Consider the following 26,821-nt stretch of genomic DNA (forward strand, 5'->3'; position numbering starts at 1 on the left):
TCTATTATGTTATCGATCAGCAATTTACAGGCCTCCATTGGCGACAAACAAATATTAAAAGGCCTCGACCTTGAAGTCAATGCCGGTGAAGTTCATGCGATTATGGGTCCAAACGGCGCAGGCAAGAGTACGTTAGCATCCGTATTGGCCGGTCGTGAAGATTATGAAGTAACAGGTGGCAGCGTATTATTCGACGGTAAAGACCTTCTTGAGATGGCCCCCGAAGATCGGGCAGCTGAAGGAATTTTCCTGGCGTTTCAGTATCCGGTCGAGATTCCGGGAGTCAGTACAACGAACTTCCTGAAGACGGCCATGAATGAGATCCGTAAATATCGCGGACAGGAACCGCTCGACGCCGTACAGTTTCTGAAACTGATGAAAGAGAAAATGAAGCTCGTCAATATCGATCAGTCCCTGTTAAGCCGATCGCTGAACGAGGGTTTTTCGGGCGGAGAAAAGAAGCGGAACGAAATCTTCCAGATGGCTATGCTCGAACCCAAATTAGCGATTCTGGACGAAACCGATTCGGGTCTGGATATTGATGCTTTGCGTATCGTAGCCGACGGTGTCAATAAGCTTCGATCGCCGGAACGGGCAACGATCGTTGTAACGCACTACCAACGCTTACTGGATTACATCGTTCCAGATTATGTGCACGTATTGTATAAAGGCCGCATTGTTAAATCGGGCCCGAAAGAACTGGCACTCGAACTGGAAGAAAAAGGTTACGACTGGATTAAAGCCGAAGCCGTATAAATTCAATGATGACCGGCAACCCGGTCATCATTTATAATTAAAAAGATGAATCCTTCTTACGCATCATATAACGATTTTAAGAACCAGCTCCTGGCGGCTTTCCGAACCAATGAAGAGCGCATGAACGGGGAAAGTAAAACCCCGTTGCATCAGCTTCGTCGGGCGGCTTTGAACCAGTTCGATCTGCTGGGGTTTCCGACTATTCGCCACGAAGAATGGAAATATTCTAATGTCAGTGGGTTGTTTAAAGAGGCTTTTGATCTTGATAGTACAACGACACTGACGGCAGATGATCTGGCTCCGCTCGAAATTCCGAATCTTGACGGGAATATTCTGTACTTCATCAATGGTCGCTATCAGTCCAAACTTTCGCGCATTGTCAGCCCATCCGAACAGGTACAGATTACGAGCTTTGCCGAAGCGATCAAGGCCGATCCGGGTCTGATAGGTACTCACTTTGCCCGTTATGCCGACTATAAGGATAATGCGTTTACTGCCTTGAATACGGCCTTGGCCAACGATGGCGTAGTGATCCGTGTTCCTGACAACAAGACGGTTGAGCAACCCATTATTTTGCGGTTCATTACTGACGCACGTGATCAAAATGTGGCTTCTCAGCCGCGTAACCTTATTATTTTAGGGAAAAATGCGGAGGTAATGGTGGCCGAATCATTCCGTACGCTGGGCGATCGTTCCAGTTTTGTTAACGTAGTGACTGAAATCGTACTGGATCGCGAAGCCCGGATGCAGTATTATAAAGTGCAGGATGAAACTCAGCAAGCCTACCACATTGGCACTACGCAGGTAAATCAGGCCGATAACAGTCATTTTTATTCGGCTACGGTAACGCTCAATGGCAACTTTGTTCGAAACAACCTGAATATTGTTCTGAACGGTCAACATGCTGAAGCATTCATGTATGGCCTGTACATGCCCAATGGCCGCCAGCACGTAGATAATCATACGCTTGTTGATCATGCAATGCCGAACTCCTACAGCAATGAACTCTACAAAGGCATTCTGGATGACAACAGCACAGGTGTGTTCAATGGTAAGATTTACGTTCGTCCGGATGCGCAGAAAACCAATGCGTATCAATCCTGCAAGAACGTAGTGCTGTCGTTGGGTGCGTCGATGAACACGAAACCACAGCTGGAAATTTTTGCCGACGATGTGAAATGTTCGCACGGAACCACAACTGGCCAGCTCAACGATGAAGCGTTGTTTTACATGCGGTCGCGGGGTATTCCAAAAGATGAAGCCCGGACCTTGTTGCTTTATGCGTTCTCTCAGGATGTATTAAGTCAGATCAAAATTCAGCCAATCCGGGAATATCTGGAACGGGTTGTAACCGAAAAGCTAACGAAATAAAACATTAAGATTTTCGCTTAGAGGTGTGCCACGGTTATTATTTGCAAGATTAGAAACCCTGGCACACCTCTAAGCGAAAATCTTAAACAGTATAGTGTATTAAAAATCTGCGGGTTGAATGACGAAGTAAGTTATTCGACCCGCAGATTTTTTTGTTTCCCCGGCCAGCAGGTCAATCAAGTCTGGCGCTTCGATGGAAGAAGCGATGGAGAGAAAAACTGCGTAGCAGAATCGCGGCCAATAAGTGGCCCAATACCACCTGCAGACGACCTTTACGCCCCACACCCAGAAATAGGCAGCAATGACCTTCGTAAAGCTTGCTAATAAATAGTGTAAGTGATGGTCATTGGGCCTTTAACTTTTTCTATTCTGACATATAAAGCCCACCAGTTAGTCCTTTTCAAAAACTGTTAGTCAGTAGCTGATCATGTACCGAAAGACCTTCCGCTGGGTGACAATGGATTTGACTACACAGCCTTTTTGCCTCCATACTGAAGGTCAGGCAGCAGTATCGGAATTCGTGATTGGGATGGCATCTGAGTAATTTACGCAAACTCAATTATTCATGATTAGCAAGTTACCTACATCATTTAAGGCCCAGGCTGCATAATAAAACAGTTTAGCCTAATTTGTTTAGTTGCTTATAACGACTTGATCTTCCTAAATCTATAGGAATCGATTACAAGCTTATGTCTAGGGGCATGCTGACCGCCAGTTATACACAAAACTACTAGTGATACCACTTTGTACCGCTTGTAAAGTAATGCTGGCATTATCGGTATACAGGTTTAACGTGTAGGGGCCAGAGTTGGTCGTAGGGGTCATTTCATTCACAACAGAAAAGGATACGGGTTGCCCATTCAAGCCAACATATTGTGGCGTGAAGCTAATCGATCGTTGCCCTACAGAAAGGGTCTGGCAATTCACCAGCGTTACACCTGTGATCGCAAACGAGGCCGAGCTTGTATTGATCGTTAAAACAAACGGAGTGCTAATTGACAGGTTCCCTGCATCCGTAGCCGTCACGGTTATGGTGGTTGAACCTGCTGTCGTCGGAACACCACTGATGTTGCCTGTGCCGCTCGTAAAGGTGAGCCCAGATGGCAGTCCACTTACCGATAAGGTTAGGTTATTCACGTTATCATCATCGGCAAAGATATTATCAGGAATGCCAAAGCTAAAGGATTGTCCGACGGCTCCGCTTTGAGACGGAATGGTATTAGCGACAGTCGGAGCCTGATTAGGCGCTAGTGTCCCATTACAGGCTGCCAGCCAATTGTAGACATAGGAACTGGATACGCCATTCTGAACCGCTTGCAAGGTAATACTGGCATTATCGGTATACAGGTTTAACGTGTAGGGGCCAGAGTTGGTCGTAGGGGCCATTTCATTCACAACAGAAAAGGATACGGGTTGCCCGGTTAGTCCAACATATTGTGGCGAGAAGGTAATCGAGCGTTGTCCTGCGGAAAGGGTCTGACAGTTCACCAGCGTTACACCTGTGATCGCAAACGAGGCTGGGTTCACCGTTAGCACAAAAGCCGTACTGACCGACAGGTTCCCTGCATCCGTAGCCGTCACGGTTATGGTGGTTGAACCTGCTGTCGTCGGAACACCACTGATGACGCGTGTACTCCCATTGAAACTTAATCCCGGAGGAAGTCCCGACACCATTATGGTCAACGCCTGCCCATCAGGATCGCTAAATGTAGTGGGGTCAATCGTATAACTATACGACTGACTGGCTACCACGGTTTGGTGCGAAAGAGCAGTTTGTACGATTGGGGCATGGTTTACCGTAATCAATACTGGCAAGGATGCACTGGAACAGGAATCAAGTCGACAGTTTGCTGAATAGGTGGTCGAAACGGATGGACTAACAACCAATCGAGTACCCGATGAACCCGTTGACCAGTTAACCGTTCCATTACACCCACTAGCCGTTAAGGTTACACTTTGCCCGACCGTTATAGCTGTTGAGGAGGCTGCTATATTAGGTGAAGTAGGCGTAAACATGCTAACATTAGAACTGGTTATTGCTGAACAACCTGTCCCGTTGCTAACTGTCACACTATAAGTCCCCTCAGTACTGGCCTCAATAACAGTTGTGGTCGCGCCAGTGTTCCAACGATAGATACTGCCACCGCTTGCCGTTAATGTGGTACTTTGACCTGAACAACTAGTCAGATTTCCGGTAATACTGGCGGTAGGCTGAGCATCAACGACTACCGTTCCGTTCCCTGGTTCACTAGAACAGGCTCCTGCCTGACAAGTAGCGCTGTAAACAGTAGTTGTCACTGGACTTACGACCAGGCTGGCAGAAACAGTACCGGTGTTCCAAACCAGCGAACCAGTGCAATTGATGGCTGATAAGGTCGCCGAGCCACCACTACAAATCGTGGTACTTGTAATCAGCGGAGAAGCGGGCTGAGGTGTCACCGTTATGGTAACCGTATTGGCCGCGGCAATTGTTTGCCCCGCACTCGAGCAAGTGGCGCTATACGTAGTCGTGATCACGGGAGTGACGAGTATGTTCGCACCCGTAGATCCATTACTCCAGGTCAGTATACCCGTGCAGTCTGTTGCCGACAATAATCCTGAGCTACCGCTACATACGGTCGTTGACCCAGCTAAGACAATCGTAGTCGAAGGAGCAGTTAACCCGCTAATCGTTAGAATAACCGGGCTACTGATCGTGCCTCCTCGATCATCGGTAGCCGTAGCGGTCAGGGAAAAGGAGCCACTTTGGGTAGGTATACCTCTCAACGTAAGCCCCGAACGCGTTACGCCCGTTGGTAATGGCCCCGTCAGCGTTAGCGTAGTAATTCGCCCATCGGGATCAAAAAATAGACCTTCGGGCAGGGAATACGTTAAACTGTCGCCCACTAAGCCCTCAGGTTGAGGAGGAGCCATCGTACTTATCGGTGGTTGATTGACCGCCTGGGCAATTTGTAGCTGGAATGTTGTTTCTGTAGTCGCTGAACCGTTATCGGTTGCGATGGCGGTTAAGGTGTAGGTTCCCGTAGTCGTTGGGACACCAATTAATTGATTTTGGCGTATCGATAAACCCGCCGGTAATCCCGTTGCCCGAATCCGGATATCCACCAGCAGACCATCCACATCCTGGAACGTGGTGGCTGGTAGTGTCCAGGAAACGACTTGTCCCCACAAAACACTCAATGAACTTACGGGTGTTTGTACTTGGGGAGGCTGGTTACCGACCAACAGCCAGCTAACGGTCGAGGTGCCTCCCTGCGTGTTTTGAGCCTGAGCGGTGATCGTGTAGGGCCCCGGACTACTCACGGTCCCCTGTAGGCTCAACCCATTAGCCGTTACTCCGCTGGGTAGCCCAATCGGTAAAATAGATCGTTGAGGAGTTTGGCCTTCGACACTGGCAAATACCCAATCGGGTACGGTATAACTGAAGGACTGCCCAATGGTTACTGTCAGATTGGGGATTCCGCTAACGGCTACAGGTAATTCACTGACTGTTAGCGGGAACGAAGTCGCCACTTTATACCCGGTAGGTTTTATGCCTTGTAACGTAACGGTATAATTACCGGCCTGAAGGGGAATCCCCGCAAGTGTCGTACCCGATACGGCTAACCCAGCAGGAAGCCCCTGCTGTAAAATACTGACAACAAGGCCGCTTTGATCGGGATCGGCAAAGACTGAATCGAGAAGGGTGTAGGTGAATGGTTTACCTACTGATGCCTGTTGAGCCATCGGCGTACGCTGCACATAGGGAGAAGGCCCAGGCGTCAGGGTACTGGAGCTCCCCAACGAAACAGAGGCCGATTGCCAATTGGAAACACTACCCTCTTTAAAAACGGCCTGAATTTTATAGCGATAAGTACCGCCAGTCGTTGCTTCTCCGTCATCCGTTGATGATGCTGATCCAGCGACCATTTTCCATAAGCCAAATGATTTGGTACCAGTCGCCCGATACAGTTGAAATTCACTAACCTCCGTTCCGGTATAGCTCCAGCTCAGTCGAATACCTGGCAGATTCGCATCGGGTTGCGCATTGAATGCCGTTAAGAGGGGGTGGCCTGCACCTTGTGAAGCCGGTATTTCAATACGACGGATACTCGTCGAGTCTGAATTCATTCCGGCTGCATCCTGGGCTAGTAACAGGTATTGATAACTCCTGGACGGCTGGATACGGGCATCGGCATAACTTGCTTGCGTAGTCGCCAGCGTGGCTAGCAATTGCCAGGGAGCTGTGGCTGTCTCCCGCCTGAGTAGTAGTTGACGCACGACATCAGAAGAAGAACTAAGGGCCCAGGACAGGGTCAACTGGCCATTTTGCAACGTATCCGAGACAAAAAGTGGAGCCGTTGGCCGAATGATATCGGGTTTAAGCAACTCAATCGGATCGGATATGACGGACATATTATAGTGTTTATCAAGGGCTTTGACCTGATAGAGAAGCGTAGGATTTAGGCTATTGAGCACAACATGGTCCGTAAACTCAGCATGCGTCAACAGGGTTGTATCGGAGATAGCTGATGCTTCTTCTCCTTTTCGTTGACTTCTAAATACTTTATAGCCCAGTAAATCAGACTCTTCATTGGGATGCCAGCTTAAATAGACCTGCCCATTGGTATCAATACGCCCTTGTAAGCCAACTGGCTTCGCGGGAGCAATGGTGTCCAGGGGTTCAACAAATATGGATGCCGACAAGAGCGTATCGCCATCCTGCCGAACGGCCCCAATCGTAAAATAAAGCGTAGAGCCGCCGGGTACTTTACCCATATAATTGTTTATGTAGGCCAGCGTATCTTTTGGATCAATATTGTATTGAACGGTAACCGGTTTATCCGCAGGTTTGGCCGCTACACTGATAAAGAAGCTTTTCAGGAGTGAATCAGCACCAGCCTGACTAGGCAGGCTAAGCGCCGTATCGCCGGGGAATTGCCAGCTCATATAGACCTGGTTATTGGGCTGTAGGCGTAAGGTTTTGATGCGGGGCGCAAAGACTAGTGTATCCTTCGATTGCCCGATCGCTATGGGTGAGCTCTGTAGCTCATCAAAGGGTGTTTTTCCAATAATTCGGTAATAGTACGTTTTGCGCCCTTTGGGTACTGGGTCTTTATAGGTGTACAGATTCGTGGAGTCGTCGAGCAGCACGAAGGGGCGATCATTGGCCCGCGTAAACTGGGTTCCATCCAGCGACCGTTCGATCCAGTAGCTGATGTAGGGCGGTGATTGCAGGGAATCATGGAGCCATTTCAAACTGGCGTAATAGCGTTCAAACGTCAGCTTGGGTTTCATGGGTGGCGGTAATGGTGTATAATCCGCGAGGCCAATCGGTGCAGTTTCTGCATAATCAATGGCCAGTCCAGCTGGCGGACTAACCAGAACGACCCGGTATATATAGCGCTCATTCGATTGCACAGTTGTGTCAATGTAGCCCAGTGCCGCCAGACGAGCCGCTGAATAGCTCTGGCTGGCCGCCAGCAAACCAAAGAAAAAGCGTCGGAACGAGTCAGGCTCGCCTGGGGGTCTGATCAGATTGGCACTATCGGCACCCGTAGCTACCGTATCCTGGCCAGTAACCAGCCGGTAGAGTGTCTGATGCTGGGCACTGTCTGGCAGGAGATACGGGGTCCATGTGGATGTACTAGCTGGCACAACGGGTTGTGCCGTTAACCGGATAAAGGATTCGGTTACAGCGGCATTATTACGAAATACGACCTTTCGTTCCACATAATAACCCTGTCGGATGCCGGCCGTCCACAAGGGTTCAGTAGAGGGTTCCCAACGAAGTAAAATCTGGTTGGCCTGAGCGCGGGCTAATGTTTGAACCGCCTGCGCCTGTGTTTCTGATTGGGCTTGTAAGCCGGTTAATGGCCATAGCACGAAGGCAATCAATAAGGTGTGTATATATTTGAGCATCATAGTTCTGCCAAAAGCATCAGCGAGTCAATCGAGTAGTACAGCTATATTTCGCAGGCATCCCCAGCTTGAATGCTGAAGGAAATTCGTGGTTTGACGAAGAGCAACTTAACCTGGGCGGCCAGCGTACCCCGAAACCAGCTGGGATTGGGAATGCCCCCATCCAGCAGAACAGCCGCTGAAGCACTGATGAGCTTAAAGCCGAATACGCTCAACCCGGCATTGGCCAGGGCATAGATCTGGCCGCGGCCATACCACCCATTGACACCAACTGGATTACGCCCACAATAAGCCCCCTGATAGTCTTTTAACATGATGTCAAAACCCGCCAGCGCCTGCGCTTCCAGACACCCAACCCAGGCGCAACCGCCTATCTTCAGGTTCATGCTGGCTCCAAAAGCAAACCCCTGACCAAGAGTAAGCTTCGTTTTTCGTCAGCCGTGCGGGTTTGCCGAAGCTCACGACCAATTACATTCCGGACTTCAGCCGGGGGCAGCGGCATTTCAGGAATACCATAGCCCGCCATCATGTAGGCACGGGTCGATGCCTTGACACCAAAATCAATGGTTAAATCGAAGGGCTGAGCAATGGTACCCAGATAGATATGCCATTGATCAGGAGCAAAATACAGATCGATCAGGCCCAACCGGTTGCCGGGTCCTCCGCCGTACACAATATTTTTGATGTTGACATAAGCGTCGGAAGTACCCTTGAAAATGCTATTCTGATTATCATAGAGTAAAACCAGTCGTGCATAGAGGGGAGCTACGCTGGCATTACTGGCTGCCATGTATTCTTCTCTGGCTTTGCGATCCAGTTCCGCATTATCAAACGTCTCTGCTACTTTATAGGGCTTACTATAGAGAATGCTCTGTTTGGTAGCAAAGAAACTGGCATTGTCGGTTTTATCCGTTCGCCCTGCTGTTAAGGCGCAGTCGCCATATAGCCCGACGCTGTTTAAGCCACCATTCCGATTGAACAACATTTCAAATCCTGCCGAGCCTTCAAATAAATCGTTGGAGACAGCCACTACGCCAATCCCGCCTTTGAAGCCAAATCCCATCGTATTGTCGGGTTCGTAGGTAGGGAGAACGATGGGGATTGATAATCCTTTGAAACTCCTCACGGTCAATTGGCGTGTATGCGATGAGGGACGCATGCGATGATAAGCCCCGGCGTAGACATAATTAATCTGAAGGGGACCCGCTAGCGGGATGTTGGGTACAGAAGCTCCACCACTTACATACCAGTAGCGAAAATCTTCTGAACCGGATTTTGAACCGAATGTGGCTACGGCATCGATCTGAATTTTGGTTGGTTTGGCCATGCCAAAGCTGATTCCGCCCCGGAATCCAGTCCCATAAATCGCATCATTCTCAAAGATCTCGACGCAGCCATAGAGGCTAAAGGTACTGGCGGTACCGCCCACGCAGACCTCTGATAATTTAACCCGTTTGAACGACCAGCGGTGAATGGCGCCTGTTTCTATCTGGCCAAGAACCGTGAAGGCGGTTTGAGCACCAAACGAGCCTTCCATCAGGTTGATTTCCATGTTGATACCCAGACCTACCGAGTCGCCCTGAAACAGGGCGTTGATGCCATGGATGGTGACAGGGAAGCCCGCTAGTTTGACATCCCCTTCGTAGCCAAAGGAAGTAGCCTGAATATACGGACGTTCGGTTTGCAGAACCAGACCCGAGAAGTTAATGCCTTCGAACTTAAAGGAGGCATCGCTTTGGCTTTTCTGGTCACCACTCAGGTTGGTGTAGACGCCTAATTTTCCGTGCAGTATGGCCCTGGGTTTAAACTCACCATTGACAACTTTCAGCTCAACACTGGAATTAGGGAGCAGATCTGCCTGGGCTCGCCACATGGAGATGGCGAGCGTGCTGACGTTTGCCAGCCGTAGGCCATAGCTGTCTGTATCATCGATGTAGCCATCGTAACGGATGGGTGAATCAGGGGCAATGGGCAGTTTCAGGAACCCACCAAAGGCCCCACCAATCAAGCGGCTCTTCTCAAAACTTAACTCAAAATCGCTCAGCGACATGGCCCAGCCAGAAGCCGTCATGGCATACGGGTTGGTGGGCCGGTGCATTCCAATCTGGCCGCTAACGCCCTGCCGATCAATCAATAAATTGTTCGCCGTAATCGCGAGTCTCCCTGAACTGTCCGCCGGTTTGAACTCTTTGGGGAGGATTAAGCTGAACTCCTGGACATAAACGCCCCGCCAGTTGATATGACTGGGGGAGTCATCCGCTAACTGGTTCTGCGGATTATCGAAATAGCCGGGCGGAAAATTATTCTCGATCTGCGGCCAATTTCGTTTATCGCTCAGGTCCAAAAAAGCACCGGTTAATGAGAAGCCAAACTTGGGGTATTTGGCAATCGCGAACGGTTGGCTAAAACTAAGGCTAGCCAGCATATCATTGAAGTCGGGGGCATCGATGCTAAAGGAAGCATTGATCTGACCAGGCAATTCATCACCGGTTTGGGGATTGATGGGAATCAGCATCGACCGGGAAAAGAGCACATCACCCGATACACGTAACCCCGTCAACTCCTGGCAACTGACATTGGCATAGGTCAGATCATCGGTGGCACCGGTATAACGATTCAAGCCTCCTTTGAAGCGTAAGGTCATGTTCCCCAGGGGTTGGATAAAATCACCTAATAGCACTAGTTTGAAATCCCCTGCCAGCCCGCCAGCCCGGCTAAAGACCACATCATCGGCCCCAAAGAACAACTCCCGCTCTTTGATGCTGGAGTTAGGGTCGGGAGAAGGAATTTTCAGCCGGACATAAACCGTCAGTAAGGCCCGGTCGGCCAGGAAACGGACTTTCAGAATACCAATATCCAACGTGCCATTACCACTCGCTATAGTTTTTCGAATGCCAACTGGCAGTACCGTCAGATCGCTACCCCGCAGGCTATCGACAAAGCCACCCCGGCTGTCGAGAAAACTGAACAGGCCAGCTGCGGTGTCGCGTTCGGCCTGAGCAGCTGCACCCACGATGGCTCCATACTGTTGAGCTTCGGTTTGCAGGTAGGCCGTACGAACCGCTAAACGGGCTTTGGTTTCCGCCATGGTGATCACCAGAGCCGGAGCCAATGTGCTCTGCCCCACTCCCCAGGCCGGTTTGGCGGGCATAGGCAGGCCGTCATCAACAGGGGCAATTGCTGCCCGCGTGACGGGCAGAAGGGTAGCCCAGAGACAAAGAACTCCGAGCAGGCGTCTTAGAGAAGTAGCCATAGCGTTCATACAGTAAGCACAGTAACGGCCCTGTCGACCTGGTTTGGTCGATGATGGAGTTGCCGAAAAGTGGAGTTGTTTAAGGAAGCGGTTAGTGGATCAACTTAATCGAGATTATACGTCAGCAATTGTCCCAGACCGGGCTTTCTGGGTATTCCACACAGTACATAAATCTTGCCAGAGGCTGCATCAAGTAAAAAATTATCCCGATCAGGTATCGTTATCGAAACACTTTCGTACGGACTGAGTCGCTTTACCGACAACCGATCAGTTGGCCCCTTCCGAAGCCGAAGCCAAGTTGTAGCCGAGTTGCTCAGTACATAATCGGCTGATCCCTCTGAGCGAATCGAGCGTTGGAATCGAACAGGTTCAGGAGTTGAGGGGAGCTCAACAACGGTTTGCTCCTTGAGCTTTAGGTCTGCATCGAAATGCAGCACAAACAGATCGGTGTAGGTTTTGCCCGATTCACTCGTTACCGTGACAGGTGTTAGTGCCCGGCTTGGCTGCCCGGCTATCTGGTTGAGTTTATTGGCAAAGCCCATCAGTTTGGAGGTGGGTGAAGAAGCCGGGGATTCCGCTACTACTGCTCTACCACCAGGCGCGTCGTCCTGCCGTTGGAACAGTACCCAAATATCGCCGGTAGCATCGGTGAAAGAATCCAGATAGCGCCCCGCCGAAAAATTGAACCAGCCGGGTTTAGATGCCTCGGCCCGTTGCGCTCCACTCAGCACGTTGGTGGGCGAGTCGACCACCAGGCTGGAATGGTCAGCCACCTCGCCATAAGGCATACTACCCACTAAAGTAGCTTTACCCGATTTGTCGAACAACCATGTTTCTTCGACAGATTTGAGGAGCTTCTGAGCGTTGTTGTTGTAAACCAGCAGGTTGTCTCCCCGTCGTAGCGCATAAGCAGGAATGACGGCCCGGATACTACCTTCGCCATTAGTCCACTCAAACTGACTCCAGATGCTTCCCTGCTCGTCGGTGACGACAACCGAAAACCGATTTTCCTGGGGATCGCGGGCGTCTTTTTTGCCGCCCCCATCAGCAAACACGCTGAAGGTACCCACTACCTTGCCCGCCGGATCGTGAACGGGCAGGCGCATAGCGAGTTTCCGGCTATACGGAAAGTTGATCGCCTGCTCACCCAGCAGGTTGCCCGCATCGTCGAAGGTGAGCAGGCTTACCTGCCTGGCCGATGCATTTTTGTCGCCCTTGACAAAGCGGGTGGCAACGCCTTCGAAACGGGTTGGCCGGTTCGCCGAAGCGGATACGGCAATAACCCGACCGCGATCTTCAGGCGTATCACCTTCGACGGGAATGTACCGTAGTAGTTTTTCCTGATTGGCTGCCTGTTGCAGGGGCACATCCTCCAGTCGGCTCACCAACCGGATACTCACCGGATCGATAAAGCGATTGATGATCCGATAAGTCGGGTAAAGACTATAGTTGGCGTAATTTAAGCCCGAACCGCTGGTTGTCAATGACACCTGTTTGACCTGTCGACCAGGCCGGGCTACTGATGGAAGCAGGTCGTAGCCGCCCCCATAGGGTAATCGTAACGGTCCATCGGTGGCTTTAGTCCCCCAAACTGCCCAATCAATCGGAGTATCGTCAGAAACCTTTACACGGGTATCAGGCTGGGCGAAGACCGCAGCCTGTACAGGTGTGACCTGACCTTGTGTATCAATGGCACCCGTATAGAGATATATGCCCGCGGGTGGTGCTAAAGATCCTTTTAGTTTGGCCTCGTCGGTAGTTGCCGCCATGCGCCCGGCAATGGGCATCAGGGTCTGGTAGCGCAGGGCTCCCTCAGGATTGAGGCCGAGGTTAATCAGCTCTACCGGATATGGGGGGAGGCTGAAATCGGATAGGTTAATCGGCGAACTGCTGGCAGGTACGGCTACCATCATTCTGACCATGCCTGGCTTTTGGCCGTGGGCGGATATCGTCAGAATGCCGGTTAGCAGCAGAGTACAAGTTAAGCGGGTGGGGTAATGGTTACGCATGGGTACTTTGAGTTTTAAACCTTTTAGATTGTTTAGTGCGTTGCACAAGCATTCAGAAAAATGACGCTATTCGATACAACAGATTGGTTCTATTAAAGAATTTCGTTTGTAGTCTAAGTCTGTTCACCTAGTTGCACACCTACAACAATCTTTATTTTAGTCATCATCATTTTGTGTAGAATGGAAACAATGAATCACAGATGATTTACTTCCGCTTCCAGGTCTTTAGAAAACATCAAAATAGAATCTAGTCCCTGAGTTTTCATAGCGAATACTAGCCTCATGTTTGTTGTTTTCATTTCTAATTAATTGATATTCTACTACTTTAAACTGCTTTTGATAGGCTGAATCAAAATGAATAGCCTGCTGAAAAGATATCAATGTCTGACCGTTTAGCTCATCATACTCCATTAAGTATTTAACAGTAACACGATTGGGATTATGGATAACTCGTCTTCTATCATTACCAACGTCTAATATTCCAGTCTTATAGTTAATACCAGTCCCATTATTAATAAATAGCGTTTTTAAAGCTCCATCATAATCAGTACTTAAAGTATCCTGTTCAATATATAATAAGATATTTTTGTCGTTAAACTCGTCACTTTGTACGTCATCGTCACTACAGGCTATATCTTTCGTCCCCAATTTGTTTTTTGGGTATCTCAAGTTGTAGATGTCTTTATAATAGTTTAGTTGTTGAATTATCGAGCTAAGTTTTTTCCAATCGGCTGGCATATCACAAAAGCAATTTAGCTTTCTGTAAACAACAGGGTAGGAAGAAACGGACATACACACGTTCGCTACATGCATTCGTTCATTTTTACAACTCGGGCAAGTCGATTGATTCTTGTTATAGTAGATACAGATTATTATAACAAGAAACGTAAAAATCGCAATTTGCTTGATTCTCATTTAATTGTCAGTTCGTTTATCAGTTTGGCAGAAATTCTAGTTTGGAATGGGTGCCCAACCCCCCAAAAGTGTTGCAACATAAAGAATGCTTTTAAGCTTTCACTCAAAGACTTGGGCGTTGATGTCCCGTTAATATCATTTTCATCAGCACCATACCAATCAATAATATGAAAAGTAGCATTCAATTTTTGATACGTGTACTCATAAGACTGTGAATTAACTAAATTCATTCCTTTTTGAGTAATTGTTTTGAGTTCCATTTCAACTTTTATTTTTTGTGTTCCACCCATTATCCCATAAAAATCATAAAAAGGTATTTCTGTAATATTACTAAAATTAGGACGACCAATACCATTAGCAGGTTGTATATTATCAAAGACAAATACTCCTGTCAACTCATCGAAATGCCCTTCTTTTATTCGAGGGCTGACGCGATTAATAAATTCGGAAATATAAGGATGGGAGAAAGAATCCTTATAATACTCCACTAGTTTATTAGAAATAGGATCCCCAATGCCAAAAACAACTTCTTGTTGTCTTCCGGTGTAAAAATTATCAATGATTCTATTCTCTGAATCAGATGAAAGAACATCACGTACTCCCAAAAGACGATCATGAATAAAGCCATTTTCATAGATATCACGAATACGGGCTTCACTATAGTTTTGGTATTCATTCCAATAAGTACGTATTCCTGCTCCCTGATCTATTAACTGTCCTATTTCAACCCGATTCGCTTGAGTATGCATTTGATTGGATATGTCATTGTGATTTAATTCCCATTGAAACTGTCCAAATTCAATCGTTTTGGTTTGTTTGTTAATGACGGGCGCAGGTAGACCTTGATTCATTAGGTCTATAATTTCTTGAGGGCTTGTGCAGATGGATGCGGCTTTTCTACCCCCTGGCACATTTGAAGAGGAATCACAAGTGGCAAGCTCGATTAGCTTCTGTTCAATCAAATTCGTGTTCTCAATCAGAGTCTGTTTAATTTCTGTTGAAATACCGTCGTTGGACTGGTATATCTGCTTGACTGTATTCAGACTGCTTATATACTCTTGCAATTTAGCCTTATCCTTAGCAGTATAGACAGCCAACAAGTCTTTTATATTAGTGAATGCATTAAGGGCAGTATCCACGTTAACTACATTCCTCCAACTCGCATCAAATGCTGACTGTATCGTACCGCCACCGGTATACTCATAACAATCGTTTACTGTAGCGTTCGTAAAGTCAACCGCGATCTGGGTGTCGCCTAAGTAGGGAATCTGCGTATAACCTCTACCCGTCCAGCCGCTGGAACCCCCGCTCAGAATCTCCGTTACAATTACATCGAAATCGCCCGTACGGATGGTGTCGCCAGGAGCCAGATTACTAATACCTGTATCGTCCAGATTGCCAACTGGCGTAGCGGGGTGGCCACAATCATAGGTATGAGCCACCTGCTTACAGGGTTTAGCCCGAAGTGTCGTATAGGCCACCAGTGTATCCGCGCCTTTCACCAGCGTTACCTTATACTCTCCAATTCGCCCAGCGGTTAAGGTCGTGGAGATAGCCGTGCTGGTGGTAACGCTCGTGCTGGTAGGCTCGGTCCAGAGATAGGTATAACCGCTCAGATCCTGCCCATCGAGTTCCTCAACCGAGAGGTTGAGCGTGCCCAGACCACCACCTACTCGTGGAATCAGATCCGTTTCCGTTGGCGTAGCATCGACGGATTTGATTCGGATGTTCAATTCACGGTTGTCACAGTCTACCGTTACCGTACGGCTACCTGCCCGGCAGGTGTCCGTACCGGTTACCGCATAAGCCTCCACGCGGTAGCTGCCATCGATTAGGCCCGTAAAGCTGGCGGGCGCGCTACTCGCAGTGGCAATAGCCGTTGTTTGCTGGTAAAGCGTGATGTGGAGTCCGCTACCCTCAGGTATATTCAACAGCTTGACCACAATTAAACCCAGGTGCGTACTGTCGGCAGTTGTCGAGTCGCAATTGGCTACCGGATCACCATCGTAAACCATCCGGCAGGCCGTAATCAGCGAAACGCTGGTTTGAGCTGAAGCCGTACAACCACTCGGTGTTGTGGCCGTTACGGTATACGTACCATTATTAGCCGTTGTACTGTTGGGAATAATCGGATTCGAAGCTGTGCTGGTATACCCATTGGGGCCCTCCAGGCTGGGACCGCTCCACTGGTAAGTAGCCCCCGTCAGGTTCTGGCCGGTCGTGGTCAGCCGGAGCGTATCGCCAACGCTGGCTTGTCCGGCCGGGCTGTTGCTGCTGGCCGAGAGGGAAGGAGGTACCGTTACAGTTAGAATAGTCGGGCTTACCGTTCCTTCGGCCAATGGATCGCTACTCACCACGCGCATCCGGTAGCCGGAGCCAGGGATCGTATGGGCCGGTATCGTTATGTTAATCGGGCTAACGCTTCCGCTACCGACGATAACCGGATTGGTAAAGTTGCCCCCCATATCCGACAACTGAATGGTGAAGCTATTGCTGCCCCCAAAACTCCCCGTTGTTGAGAAGGGTACACTCAATACGGAACCTGGCAAGCCGATGCCTGATTCACTTCGCCCGTTTGCAGGGCTGGCCCATTGACGGTGACAATCACGTCCGCATAAGGTGCACAGCCACCACCGGTATAATTGGCCGTCACGGTATAGGAACCACTGGTATTGGCTCCCAGCATGCGTAGTTCAGCTCCCGTCGAGGTGTAGCCGTTCGGCCCTTGCCAGGTATAACTGGAAGCTTCAGCCGCTGTAGCAGTTAGTGATACCGTCTGTCCGGTCGTGTAACTCCGGGCGCCCGTTATCGTTGGCACCGGCCGAACATTGATGAGCAGCGTGTTCGAATGCTCGCTTTGGGCTCCATCGATCTGGCAGACAGCATAATAAGTAGCTGTATCGGTGGGAGTAAACACGATCGGCGAACCAGTCATCCCGTTCGACCACAGCACCGTTGCCCCGTTATCGCAACCGGTTGCCCGCAGTTTGACCGTATCGCTACCACAAACGGCTAGTTTCGAGGCACTGATAATCGGAGTAGCGAGGTTCAGAAGCTTCACCGTTATAGCCACCGTGTCGCTTTGGCAGCCCGCTTCAGTCACACAACGTACTCCAAAGGTGGTGGTCTGATTGACGGTTGTTACCAGGGTGGCTCCGGTGTAGGTGCCAGTAGGCCATTCCCATCGGGTATTGTTGGCACAACCGCTGGCATTCAGGGTCACACTGCGGGGTGATGAAATAGACGCCGGGCTGGCTGACACCGAAGTCGGTTTGGCGAGTGGCAGAATCCGATACTGCAATGTAATTCGATCGCCCAGACACTCGCCTTCGTCATATTGCCCATTGTCATTGGCATCCACGTAGGGGGTATACCACTGTTCGATCGTGCCCGCATTTGCATCAGTGGTTGCATAGGGACCATAGTTTTGATTAAAGCCTTGCGCCATCTGGCCAGAACTAATCCTGTTTTGTGGTCGATCTGCTGGGAGCAACACCCCGCCAAGAGTCACGTTCCCACTACTAAACGACTTCTCAATTAGACCGATATTGGATTGGGACAGCGTCAGGCCGCTAAACGTGAGCATACCACCCGAACAGATTGTCACCTGATTGGTAACAGGCCCTGTTGTGTTGGCCGAGTAAGAGGCCGGACTGCTACCCGCTGCGGCAAAACCAAAGACCGGTTTGGGGATAACCGTGAAGGTAAACGTTCTGGCTGGACCAGCACAACTGGTGCCCACGCACTCGACGCTCATGTAGTACTCCCCGGCCGGGTTTTCGCCACCCAGGGGGAGCTCATCCTGAATGGCATAACCGATTTGACTCCCGCCGGGTGTATCATAGCGTACCCATTTGACCTGTCCGGATGGGCAGGAACTCGCAAAGGTCACTGATGTACCCTGGCAAATGGATGGAGTGGAACTCCCATTGAAAGTCGGGTCAGTTGGTATGTTGGACTGTATGTAGACGGTGATGGTCTGAGAGTCATCACTGTCGGGGCAGCCAGCCGAATAGCCATGACAGCGAGCTACATAACTGGTCGTGGTGGCTGTGGAGAAACTAGCCGGACTACCGGGAGTAACCGTAGTCAGGTAAGTCAGCCCACCTGCTGCATCCTTGGTGTACCAGTTGATCGGGGTAGGACACCCTTCGGCTGTGAGGCTGAAACTACTGTTGGGGCAGATGGACAGACTGGTCAGGCCACTGTCTGTGACATGCACCGTAGGTGAAGCAGGGATGCTATAGGTAGCGGGTCCGAACAGGATATTGCCCTGATTGTCCTTGACGGTCATGGAGTAGGCACCTATACGCCAGTTCTCTGGAATCGTCCATTGGAATCCGTAGAGGTTGAAGCCATTGGTGTTTCCCAGCACCGCCTGTCGGGCATCGGGGCGAGCCACGTCAGTGACCAGGCTATCGACCAGTGTATTATTGATATAGACCAACAACTGGGTGGCTTTATCCGAACAGTTTGTATTAACGATCCAGCCGGCTGCTCGGGTACAGTTTAACTCATCCAGACTTTTGGCGTAGTTGGCTGGGTTGACTGTCATGTTGACGGTGCTGGCGTTGGTACAGCCATAGGCATCGGTAACGGTATAGGTATAGGTATACGAACCAGCCTGGGTAGGACTGATGTGATAGAGATACCAGTCCTGATTGGCTGGTCCCTGCTGCCCGTTGGGCCCTTGCCAACGCATGCTGTAATCGGGAGGAAAGCGATCCCGTCCCAGAGCGACGAAGCTGCCAGCACAGACGCTTACTGAGGAGCGATACGCATACGAGCTATCATTGGCGGCCACATAGGTAATTGGAGGAGCTACGCCATAACTACGGCCCTGTGCGTTATTAAGCGGATTCCCTTTTATGTCGGTAACTACTACGCTGTGTACCCCTTGCCGTAGATACTCCGGCACCGTCCAGCGATAGCCATACTGGTTATAGCCCGTCGTACGCCCCAGAATGTCCCGTCTAACATCATCCCGTACCCCATCCGCCATAACGGTGGCTACTAGTTGATCATCGATGAGAATACGAACCTGATTCGAACGATCCTGACAATTCATATCGACGAGCCAACCCGAAATCAGCTTACAACTGGTTTCATCGATAGTTCCCAGGTAATTGGCCGGATTGACAGCGATAGTCACCTGAGCCGAGTTGGAACAACCGGTGTTTTGGTCCGTAACAGTGTAGGTATAAATGCCTTGCTGCGAGGAGAGAAGGCTATTGATTTCCCAGTTGTCATTGGCTGGCCCCTGTGCGTTAGTAGGTCCTGTCCACTGAAGGGTATAACCGGCTGGATTTCGGTCCATCCCAAAGGCGACATAGGAATCTTCGCAGATGGTGTAACTGGTGAGCGCACTGAATGAATTGGGTGCTACCCGCACCAGGGGAGTAACAGGAATAGCTTTACAGTCACAAGTGAAGCCCAGATCCTCCTCCCGGGTCTGGTTGTGAGTGGGCGAACAGTCATTGGCATCCCGCTGGGGCTGATAACGACGCCCGTTCTGACCACAATAAGCAGCCCCTGTACTTTCCCAGCTGGCAGCCTCACAGCCACAGGTGCCCAGATCCTCTTCCCGGGTCTGGTTGTGAGTGGGCGAACAGTCATTGGCATCCCGCTGGGGCTGATAACGACGCCCGTTCTGACCACAATAAGCAGCCCCATCATTCATCCAGTTAGGCTGACAAGAAATAGGACAATCTTCACTAATCTCTATTAGCTGACTTTTAACAGTAGTTTGATAATCACACCCAAGTGGATGACACTTTGCATAATAGGTTCCACTTCGTGTAACCGTAAATATAGCCATGTCATCGTAAAGTGGATTTGATGATCCTAAATATGTATCGTTCTCATCGTACCAACCCACGGCTGAATCACAAAAATAAGTATAAAGCGTAACCGAATTAGTCTCATTAGAGCATATATGAGAAGAAGATGAAGTAATATTAATTGGGCAATTTAAATCAAGTAATACATTGTTCAGACCTTGGCGAGTGCTTTGATTTTCTTTGTTTATATTTATTTTTATTTTTTGTTTTCTTTCGAAATAACTGTTAGATGAACCGTCTTTAGGTCCGCGTATCAATGTAAATGTACCTGTAATTGATGGTTTAATAAATTTTCCTCGTAGGATATAAGTAGCTACTTGTGGACCCGTATGGCGAAGTTCAGTACCTACATAATCAAAATAATCTCCTCCTGTCTGCTCAAATCCTTCAGGCATAAGGATCTTTATGCTAAAAGCTCTCTGTGTTTCAAAAAAGAACATTTGACTAGGCAGAATTGGAAGCAACTCAGCGGTAATGGAAATCTCAAACTCTTCTCCAACGGCCACACTAGGCTTGTTTGTCTGCATAACAAACCGGATGGGGTCGGGGCCAAAAGGTTTTATGACGGGTAGTGGCTTTGGACGTAAAGTCGCAATTGCCAATAAGCTGCGTGGCTTATCGGTGCCCATCAAAACAGAATTGTAACCTTTTGGTATATAAATCTTTCGGGGTGTAGGTTTGGAAATGGATCGGCCAACTGGGGGGCGAACAGGTAATTTGACCGTAACGGGAGGGCGATACTTGAGTCCACTGCCATCAATCGCTTTTGCAAGCGAAAAGAGACTAACGAAAAAAGCAAGAAATACAAGTACAGGTTTTTTCATAAAGAAATGGCAGAATGTTCTTGAATAGCTGATTGTCTCACACGTTTTAGTAGCATCATTGGTGTAATGTAGGCTACATACAAGTGTGCCATATACAGGAATAAATCGAACAAAAATAAAGCCAAATACAAAATTTAGTCACTTAATTATAATTCTACTTATTGATAATATACACTAAAATTGTAAATTTACAGATATCCATACATAGCTGATTATGAGGGCTATTTTACCTTCTTGATATACTCCAACTACCGTTTAGTTAATTTTAGATATTATCCATAAAAAAAATATTCTATTAACATATATAGCAAGTATGGTTTTTAGTCATCGTTTATATACCTATCAATAAAATTATACTACAAAAATCATACCATTAAGGGGATCGCCAGATCCACATTTAGTATATTATTTTATTATTTATATACATTAAATATTTCACAAATTAAAAGCACCTGTTTCTCTCAACCGAAAACCAGAATAAACGTTTGAGCAGGATGAGTATTGTATGATCCAGAAGTAGTTGTTAAATAGATAGGCCAGAGCTGAGGAAATAGAAACTATCTTAGAGAAACTCGCTGTCCATGTACTAGAAGAGGCCAATGACAGAAACTTCGGATTAACCGTATCCGGATCCAGATAGGCTCAACCTCGATTAATTTGACCTACTTTAGCATTTCTTCACTTACTATGAGAACGCTACTTCTCCTTGTCTTTTTTCTGGTAACTGGAAAAGTTACCCATAGTCAGAACCTACAATTTACCTTTGAAGGAGACTCGACAACAATTCCGCTCGTTCGCGACAGCCTGCGCGGCATTTCTGGCCTTGACATTGTGCCCGCTACCGGCGACTGGCATCTGGTTAGCGATCGGGGCTGGCATTTTGTTTTCCACAATATTCACAGCATTCGGGACCTGGGCGACGTCTCCCGGCTGGCACGTCAGGAAAAAACACCGTTCTGGTTCGAGGGTATTCGGTATGCTGGCAGCACCGGCACTTATTTCTGGACCGATGAGTACGAAAATGTCACCTCACTGTTCTACGGCAAATCGCCCAGCGATAGCGCGAAACACATATTGCTGAGATTACCGCTTCCGGGACCGAACAAGGGACTTGAGGGTATAGCCGTTACCCCATCGGGAGCACTGTGGGTAGCGCCCGAAGCCGGATGGGAAGGCGAAACCCGTATGAATCAGGATACAATCACGTTTTTTTACTACCCCAATCCGCTATTACCTGATCCAGTTGTTGAGCGATACCGCTACCCCATCAACCGCTGCCCCTTCGCACAGGGCGAAGAGCGATTGGGCGGTATTTCAGAAATTCTGGCCGTTGATAACCAACGATTACTCATACTCGAACGGTGTTATGATGCCAGTCAGAAACGCGTAATGGCGAATCTGTATCTGGCTACTCAGAACGCAACTACGCATACATTAACGAAGGAGTTAGCGTTCGATTTCAACAGGCAATTTCCGGATGCAGTCTGCAACCTCGAAGCAATGGCTTGGGCAGATGACCAAAAACAGACGCTTGTGTTAATGGCCGACGATAACTTCCGTCGAAACCAAACGCTACGCAACCAGGTCATTGTTTTGCGTAGACGATAAATTCCTATCCCGCCAGATACCCCTGTTTTGGTTATTTTAAACGGACGCTTTTACCATAATTATTCACCTCATTATCAACATATTACACATCTACTTTTTCCATAACACTCCGCTGCCCTCTCCGAGAGATGGTATGCGCCCGATGCCGATTGAAGAAGCGATAGATAATTGGGAAAATCAGCAATGTCAATATGGTTGCCGTGATCAGCCCACCGATTACAACAATAGCCAGCGGCTTCTGTGTTTCAGAACCAATTCCGGTACTGACCGCGGCCGGTAATAAGCCGATAGCAGCCATCATGGCCGTCATCACTACGGGTCGGATACGTGATCGAACACCTTCGGCAACTGCTTCATCTAAACTCAGACCCGCCATGAGGTTCTGATTGAAAACCGATATCAGTATAACGCCATTCTGAACGCAGATGCCAAATAGGGCAATGAAGCCGACGCCCGCCGAGATCCCGAAAATAGTTCCTGTTATGTGCAAGGCCAGAATACCACCAATCAGAGCGAAGGGTACATTCAAGAGGACCAGTGCCGCATCTTTGACGTTACCGAACAGAACGAACAGAATGACAAAAATTGCCAGCAGACTAATCGGCACTACCTGACCGAGTCGTTTGGAGGCACGAACCTGGTTCTCGAATTCGCCGGTCCACTCGGCCTCGTAACCACGGTCAAATTTGACGGCCTGACGTACTTTGCGTTGTGCCTCGGCAATGGTACTACCCAGATCCCGCTCCCGCACTGAGAATTTCACGCCAATAAACCGCTTATTTTTGTCACGATAAACAAAGGCCGGACCCGTGAGCGTGCGGATGTCGGCAATCTCCTTCAACGGAATCTTGTTTCCCCGGATTGTGGGCACCATCAACCGCCCAATGTCCTCTTCATTCTTACGAAAATCGGGTTGGTAACGCACCCGAATATCGAATTTTCGTTCGCCTTCGTAGAGCTGACTCGCGGTTTTTCCTCCGATCGCCATTTCAATAACCGCTTCGGCATCGCCAACCCGAACACCATAGAATGCCATTTTTTGCTTATCGACATAAATGCTCATTTCAGGCTGACCAACGTTTCGCAGAATGCCAACATCCTTGACACCGGGCACATCGCGGATGGCCGCAATGACCTGATTCGCATACTTGTCCAGTTCAGCCAGATCGTTTCCGAAAATTTTAACCGCATTACTGGCGTTCATACCCGCCACCGCTTCAGCGACATTGTCGATAATCGGTTGCGAATAGTTGTAATTTATCCCCTGAAAAACCTTCAGTTTAGCATCCATTTCTTCGATGAGCTGATCGGTTGTCAACTGATGGCCGGTCTCCCGTTCAGGCCATTCTTTCTTGGGCTTGAGGTTGACCTGCATCTGTACATAGTAAAAACCCGATGGATCAGTGCCATCATTGGAGCGGCCCGTCTGCGACAGAACGCCGTTTACTTCCGGAAAAGCCATTAGCTTACTCCGTAACGTCCGAACCATTTTAGTTGTCTCGGCCAGTGATGAGCTCATGGGCAATTTAGCTTCTACCCACAACGCCCCTTCGTTCAACTGAGGCAGAAACTCAGTGCCCAGCAGCGAAGCCGACGCAAACGTAAGGCCCATAAACACCAGCGCCATCAGCATACTCAGCCTGGGATGGCCATAGGTCCAGGTGAACCCTCGCATCACAACACGGTTGAAGAAATTAACAATGGGGTTGTTCTTTTCCCGCACATTTTTGTTGAGCAGAATTGAACAGAGAACGGGCACCAGCGTCAGGGTAAACAGGAGTGCGCCAACTAAAGCAAAACCTAAGGTCCAGGCCAGTGGGCTAAACATTTTGCCTTCAACTTTCTCGAACGAGAAAATGGGCAGTAACGCCGTGATAATAATCAGTTTAGAAAAGAAAACAGCCTTGCCCAACTCCGTACCCGTTTTCCGGATCAGCCCCAGTTTGGCAAGCCCGTTAAATTTCGGCATCCCAACTTTATGCGCCTTATGATCGAGCACAACGAAAATACCCTCGACCATAACCACGGCCCCATCGATGATGATACCGAAATCGACAGCACCCATCGACAGCAGATTGGCCGACATACCCCGCAGGCGTAAACAGACAAAAGCAAACAGCAGTGCCAGCGGAATAATAATACTGACAATGAGGGTAGTACGCCAGTCGGCCATAAACAGAAAGACGATAACCGTTACGAACAGAATGCCTTCGGCCAGGTTGTGCAATACGGTTTCGGTGCAGTAGGCCATTAGGTTGTCACGGTCGTAGAAGGTGACCATCTTCACGTCAGATGGCAACACCTTTTCGTTCAACTCCGCAATTTTATCCTTTACCCGTTTGAGCACCTCCGACGGATTTTCGCCCTTCCGCTGCACAATAATGCCTTCGACCACATCGTCGTTTGTGTCCAGGCCCACCTGCCCCACACGCGGCTGATTCGACTCGACCACCTGCGCCACATCACGTACGAGAACGGGTAGTTCGCCCTGTTCGTCAACAATAATATTTTCGATGTCGGCAATGTTAGTTAACAGCCCAATGCCCCGTACGACGTATGCCTGCCCATTTTTCTCGATGACATCGCCCCCTACGTTGAGGTTGTTCTGAGTAACGGAATTATAGACCTCCGATGGCGTTATGCCATATTTCTGCAATTGCATCGGGTTAACCATAATCTCGTAGGTCTTTTCCCGGCCGCCAAACGCAACAATATCGGCTACACCCGGCACAGCCCGGAGCTGGCGGTCAATAACCCAGTTTTGAATCGTCAGTAGTTCGCGCGTGTCGCGGCTTTTGGATTTCAATGTATAGCGAAAAATCTCGCCTGTGGGTCCATAAGGTGGCTGAATATCAGGCTCTACATTATCGGGGAGCGATATAGTACGAAGTTGATTATTGACCTGCTGGCGGGCAAAAAAATCGTCGACGTTATCTTCGAAGATGATTTTCATGACCGACAGGCCAAACATGGTTATGGACCTCACATTGGTCTTACGCTGTACCGAATTCATGGCTACCTCGATCGGTACCGTCACAAATCGCTCCACTTCTTCGGCGCTTCGCCCGTTCCATTCCGTTACAACAATGATTTGCGTATTTGTAACATCCGGAAAGGCTTCGATGGGTGTATTAAGGTAGCTGTATACCCCCGCTGCGGTCAAAGCGGCCACCATGAAAAACACAAAAAAGCGGTTTTTCAGCGAAAAACTGAGAATGGATTTTATGAGATTATTCATCAGTCGTTAAGGGCGTCATAAATGAGTAACTGCGATTGAGTTATTACCTTTTCACCGGGCTTTAGTCCACTGCGGATATAGGCAACATCGCCCAGTGAACGGTGAACCTGCACTTCGCGGGTATCGATATGCTGTCGGTCGTGGAAAACCATCACGAACTGTTTGCTCTTGTCAAAAATCAGCGCTTTGGCCGGAATGGTAGGCATGCTGCCGCCATCGTCAAATGCCAGAACAACGCTGGCATTCATACCGGGTTTGAGCAACATCTTTTCGTTGGCGAGCCGGATGCGTACCTGCATGGTTTTAGTGGTTTGATCCAGTACGTTATACACTTTATTGACCGTTCCGTGAAATATACGATCGGGGTAAGAAAGCGTCTGAATCTGAGCGGGTAAACCGATCTTCACCCGGCCAATGTCGGATTCATTTACGTTGGCCAACACCCAGATCTCATTCAGTTGCGAAATGGTGAACACAGCATTCGCATCGTCGGAGCGAAGCTGCGTACCCTGGTTTATATTTTTTTCGAGCACATAGCCCGAAATCGGTGCTTTTACCAGGGCAACCGATTGCTGATCAGCGCCATAAATCTGGAGTACTTCTTTCAGGCGGGTCAATTCTGCTTCTTCCCGTTCAACCTCCCGGCGGGCCGCTAACACATCCCGCTCCGAGCTCAATTTGTCGGCATACATCTCTTTAGCGACTTGAAGATTTTTCTCCGCCAACCGCAGCTCAGCCTGAGCCTGCACTAACTGGCTATTGTAGCCAGCTACCTCGCTCGACTGAATGACGGCCAGCGTCTGACCTTTCTGAACATAATCGCCCAGTTCGACACGAACATCGCGGACATTACCACCAACCAACGGAAACACTTTAATGACGCGATTCTCGTCGGGCACAATCCGGCCAATCAGTCGGAGTTGACTACGGACGGGCTGCACCACCACGACCTCGGTACTAACCCGACTTAACATAGTGTCGGTCAGGGCAAAGGCGTCTTTCTTTCCCTCGACTTCGTCGGCGGTTTTCGCTTCCTTCGAGCAGGCAGCCATCAGGGCCAATAGCCCGGCGCAACCAATTAACTTGATGAGATTCATGCTGATTTT

The 26,821-nt window shown here is 49.0% G+C and carries 13 protein-coding genes; 4 read left to right on the forward strand and 9 right to left on the reverse strand.

Features of this window, described 5'->3' with window-relative positions; translation table 11 throughout:
* The first annotated feature begins 6 nt into the window (after window positions 1-6).
* The gene (sufC, locus tag GJR95_RS29060) at window positions 7-756 is read left to right on the forward strand and encodes a Fe-S cluster assembly ATPase SufC (protein WP_162389194.1); all 750 of its coding nucleotides are present in this window, start codon (window positions 7-9) and stop codon (window positions 754-756) included.
* A 45-nt stretch (window positions 757-801) separates the two neighbouring features.
* A complete protein-coding gene (gene sufD, locus GJR95_RS29065; RefSeq protein ID WP_162389195.1) occupies window positions 802-2,127 on the forward strand; it encodes a Fe-S cluster assembly protein SufD in 1,326 nt (441 codons plus the stop codon).
* 693 nt (window positions 2,128-2,820) lie between these two features.
* Here the strand turns inward: sufD and GJR95_RS42320 are convergent.
* The 7 genes from GJR95_RS42320 to GJR95_RS29100 form a co-directional block, all read right to left on the reverse strand.
* Window positions 2,821-8,031 (reverse strand): putative Ig domain-containing protein, encoded by a 5,211-nt coding sequence (locus tag GJR95_RS42320; protein WP_232540892.1) that lies wholly within the window; start codon window positions 8,029-8,031, stop codon window positions 2,821-2,823.
* A 41-nt stretch (window positions 8,032-8,072) separates the two neighbouring features.
* Complete coding sequence (locus tag GJR95_RS29075) at window positions 8,073-8,414, reverse strand: hypothetical protein (RefSeq protein WP_162389196.1); 342 nt, start codon at window positions 8,412-8,414, stop codon at window positions 8,073-8,075.
* Window positions 8,411-11,281: a hypothetical protein gene (locus tag GJR95_RS29080; RefSeq protein ID WP_162389197.1), complete on the reverse strand. Its 2,871-nt coding sequence runs from the start codon at window positions 11,279-11,281 to the stop codon at window positions 8,411-8,413. Before GJR95_RS29080 ends, GJR95_RS29075 begins: the two co-directional genes overlap by 4 nt.
* Window positions 11,282-11,385: 104 nt before the next feature.
* A complete protein-coding gene (locus GJR95_RS29085) occupies window positions 11,386-13,290 on the reverse strand; it encodes a hypothetical protein (RefSeq protein ID WP_162389198.1) in 1,905 nt (634 codons plus the stop codon).
* 225 nt (window positions 13,291-13,515) lie between these two features.
* Window positions 13,516-14,028: a hypothetical protein gene (locus GJR95_RS29090; protein ID WP_162389199.1), complete on the reverse strand. Its 513-nt coding sequence runs from the start codon at window positions 14,026-14,028 to the stop codon at window positions 13,516-13,518.
* A gap of 173 nt (window positions 14,029-14,201) precedes the next feature.
* On the reverse strand, window positions 14,202-16,754 hold the full coding sequence (locus GJR95_RS29095; RefSeq protein ID WP_232540893.1) for a hypothetical protein: 2,553 nt from the start codon (window positions 16,752-16,754) through the stop codon (window positions 14,202-14,204).
* Window positions 16,736-19,885, reverse strand: a complete 3,150-nt coding sequence (locus GJR95_RS29100; RefSeq protein ID WP_162389201.1) for a hypothetical protein — start codon at window positions 19,883-19,885, stop codon at window positions 16,736-16,738. The genes GJR95_RS29095 and GJR95_RS29100 overlap by 19 nt, the downstream gene beginning before the upstream one ends.
* Before the next feature lie 634 nt (window positions 19,886-20,519).
* Between GJR95_RS29100 and GJR95_RS29105 the strand changes: the two genes are divergently transcribed.
* Complete coding sequence (locus tag GJR95_RS29105; protein ID WP_162389202.1) at window positions 20,520-20,690, forward strand: hypothetical protein; 171 nt, start codon at window positions 20,520-20,522, stop codon at window positions 20,688-20,690.
* 866 nt (window positions 20,691-21,556) lie between these two features.
* Window positions 21,557-22,477, forward strand: a complete 921-nt coding sequence (locus GJR95_RS29110; protein WP_162389203.1) for an esterase-like activity of phytase family protein — start codon at window positions 21,557-21,559, stop codon at window positions 22,475-22,477.
* An 82-nt stretch (window positions 22,478-22,559) separates the two neighbouring features.
* Here the strand turns inward: GJR95_RS29110 and GJR95_RS29115 are convergent, their stop codons facing one another.
* The gene (locus GJR95_RS29115; RefSeq protein ID WP_162389204.1) at window positions 22,560-25,715 is read right to left on the reverse strand and encodes an efflux RND transporter permease subunit; all 3,156 of its coding nucleotides are present in this window, start codon (window positions 25,713-25,715) and stop codon (window positions 22,560-22,562) included.
* On the reverse strand, window positions 25,715-26,812 hold the full coding sequence (locus GJR95_RS29120) for an efflux RND transporter periplasmic adaptor subunit (RefSeq protein WP_174260242.1): 1,098 nt from the start codon (window positions 26,810-26,812) through the stop codon (window positions 25,715-25,717). The genes GJR95_RS29115 and GJR95_RS29120 overlap by 1 nt, the downstream gene beginning before the upstream one ends.
* Between the last annotated feature and the right edge of the window lie 9 nt (window positions 26,813-26,821).

The organism is Spirosoma endbachense, from assembly GCF_010233585.1.
GTDB lineage: Bacteria > Bacteroidota > Bacteroidia > Cytophagales > Spirosomataceae > Spirosoma > Spirosoma endbachense.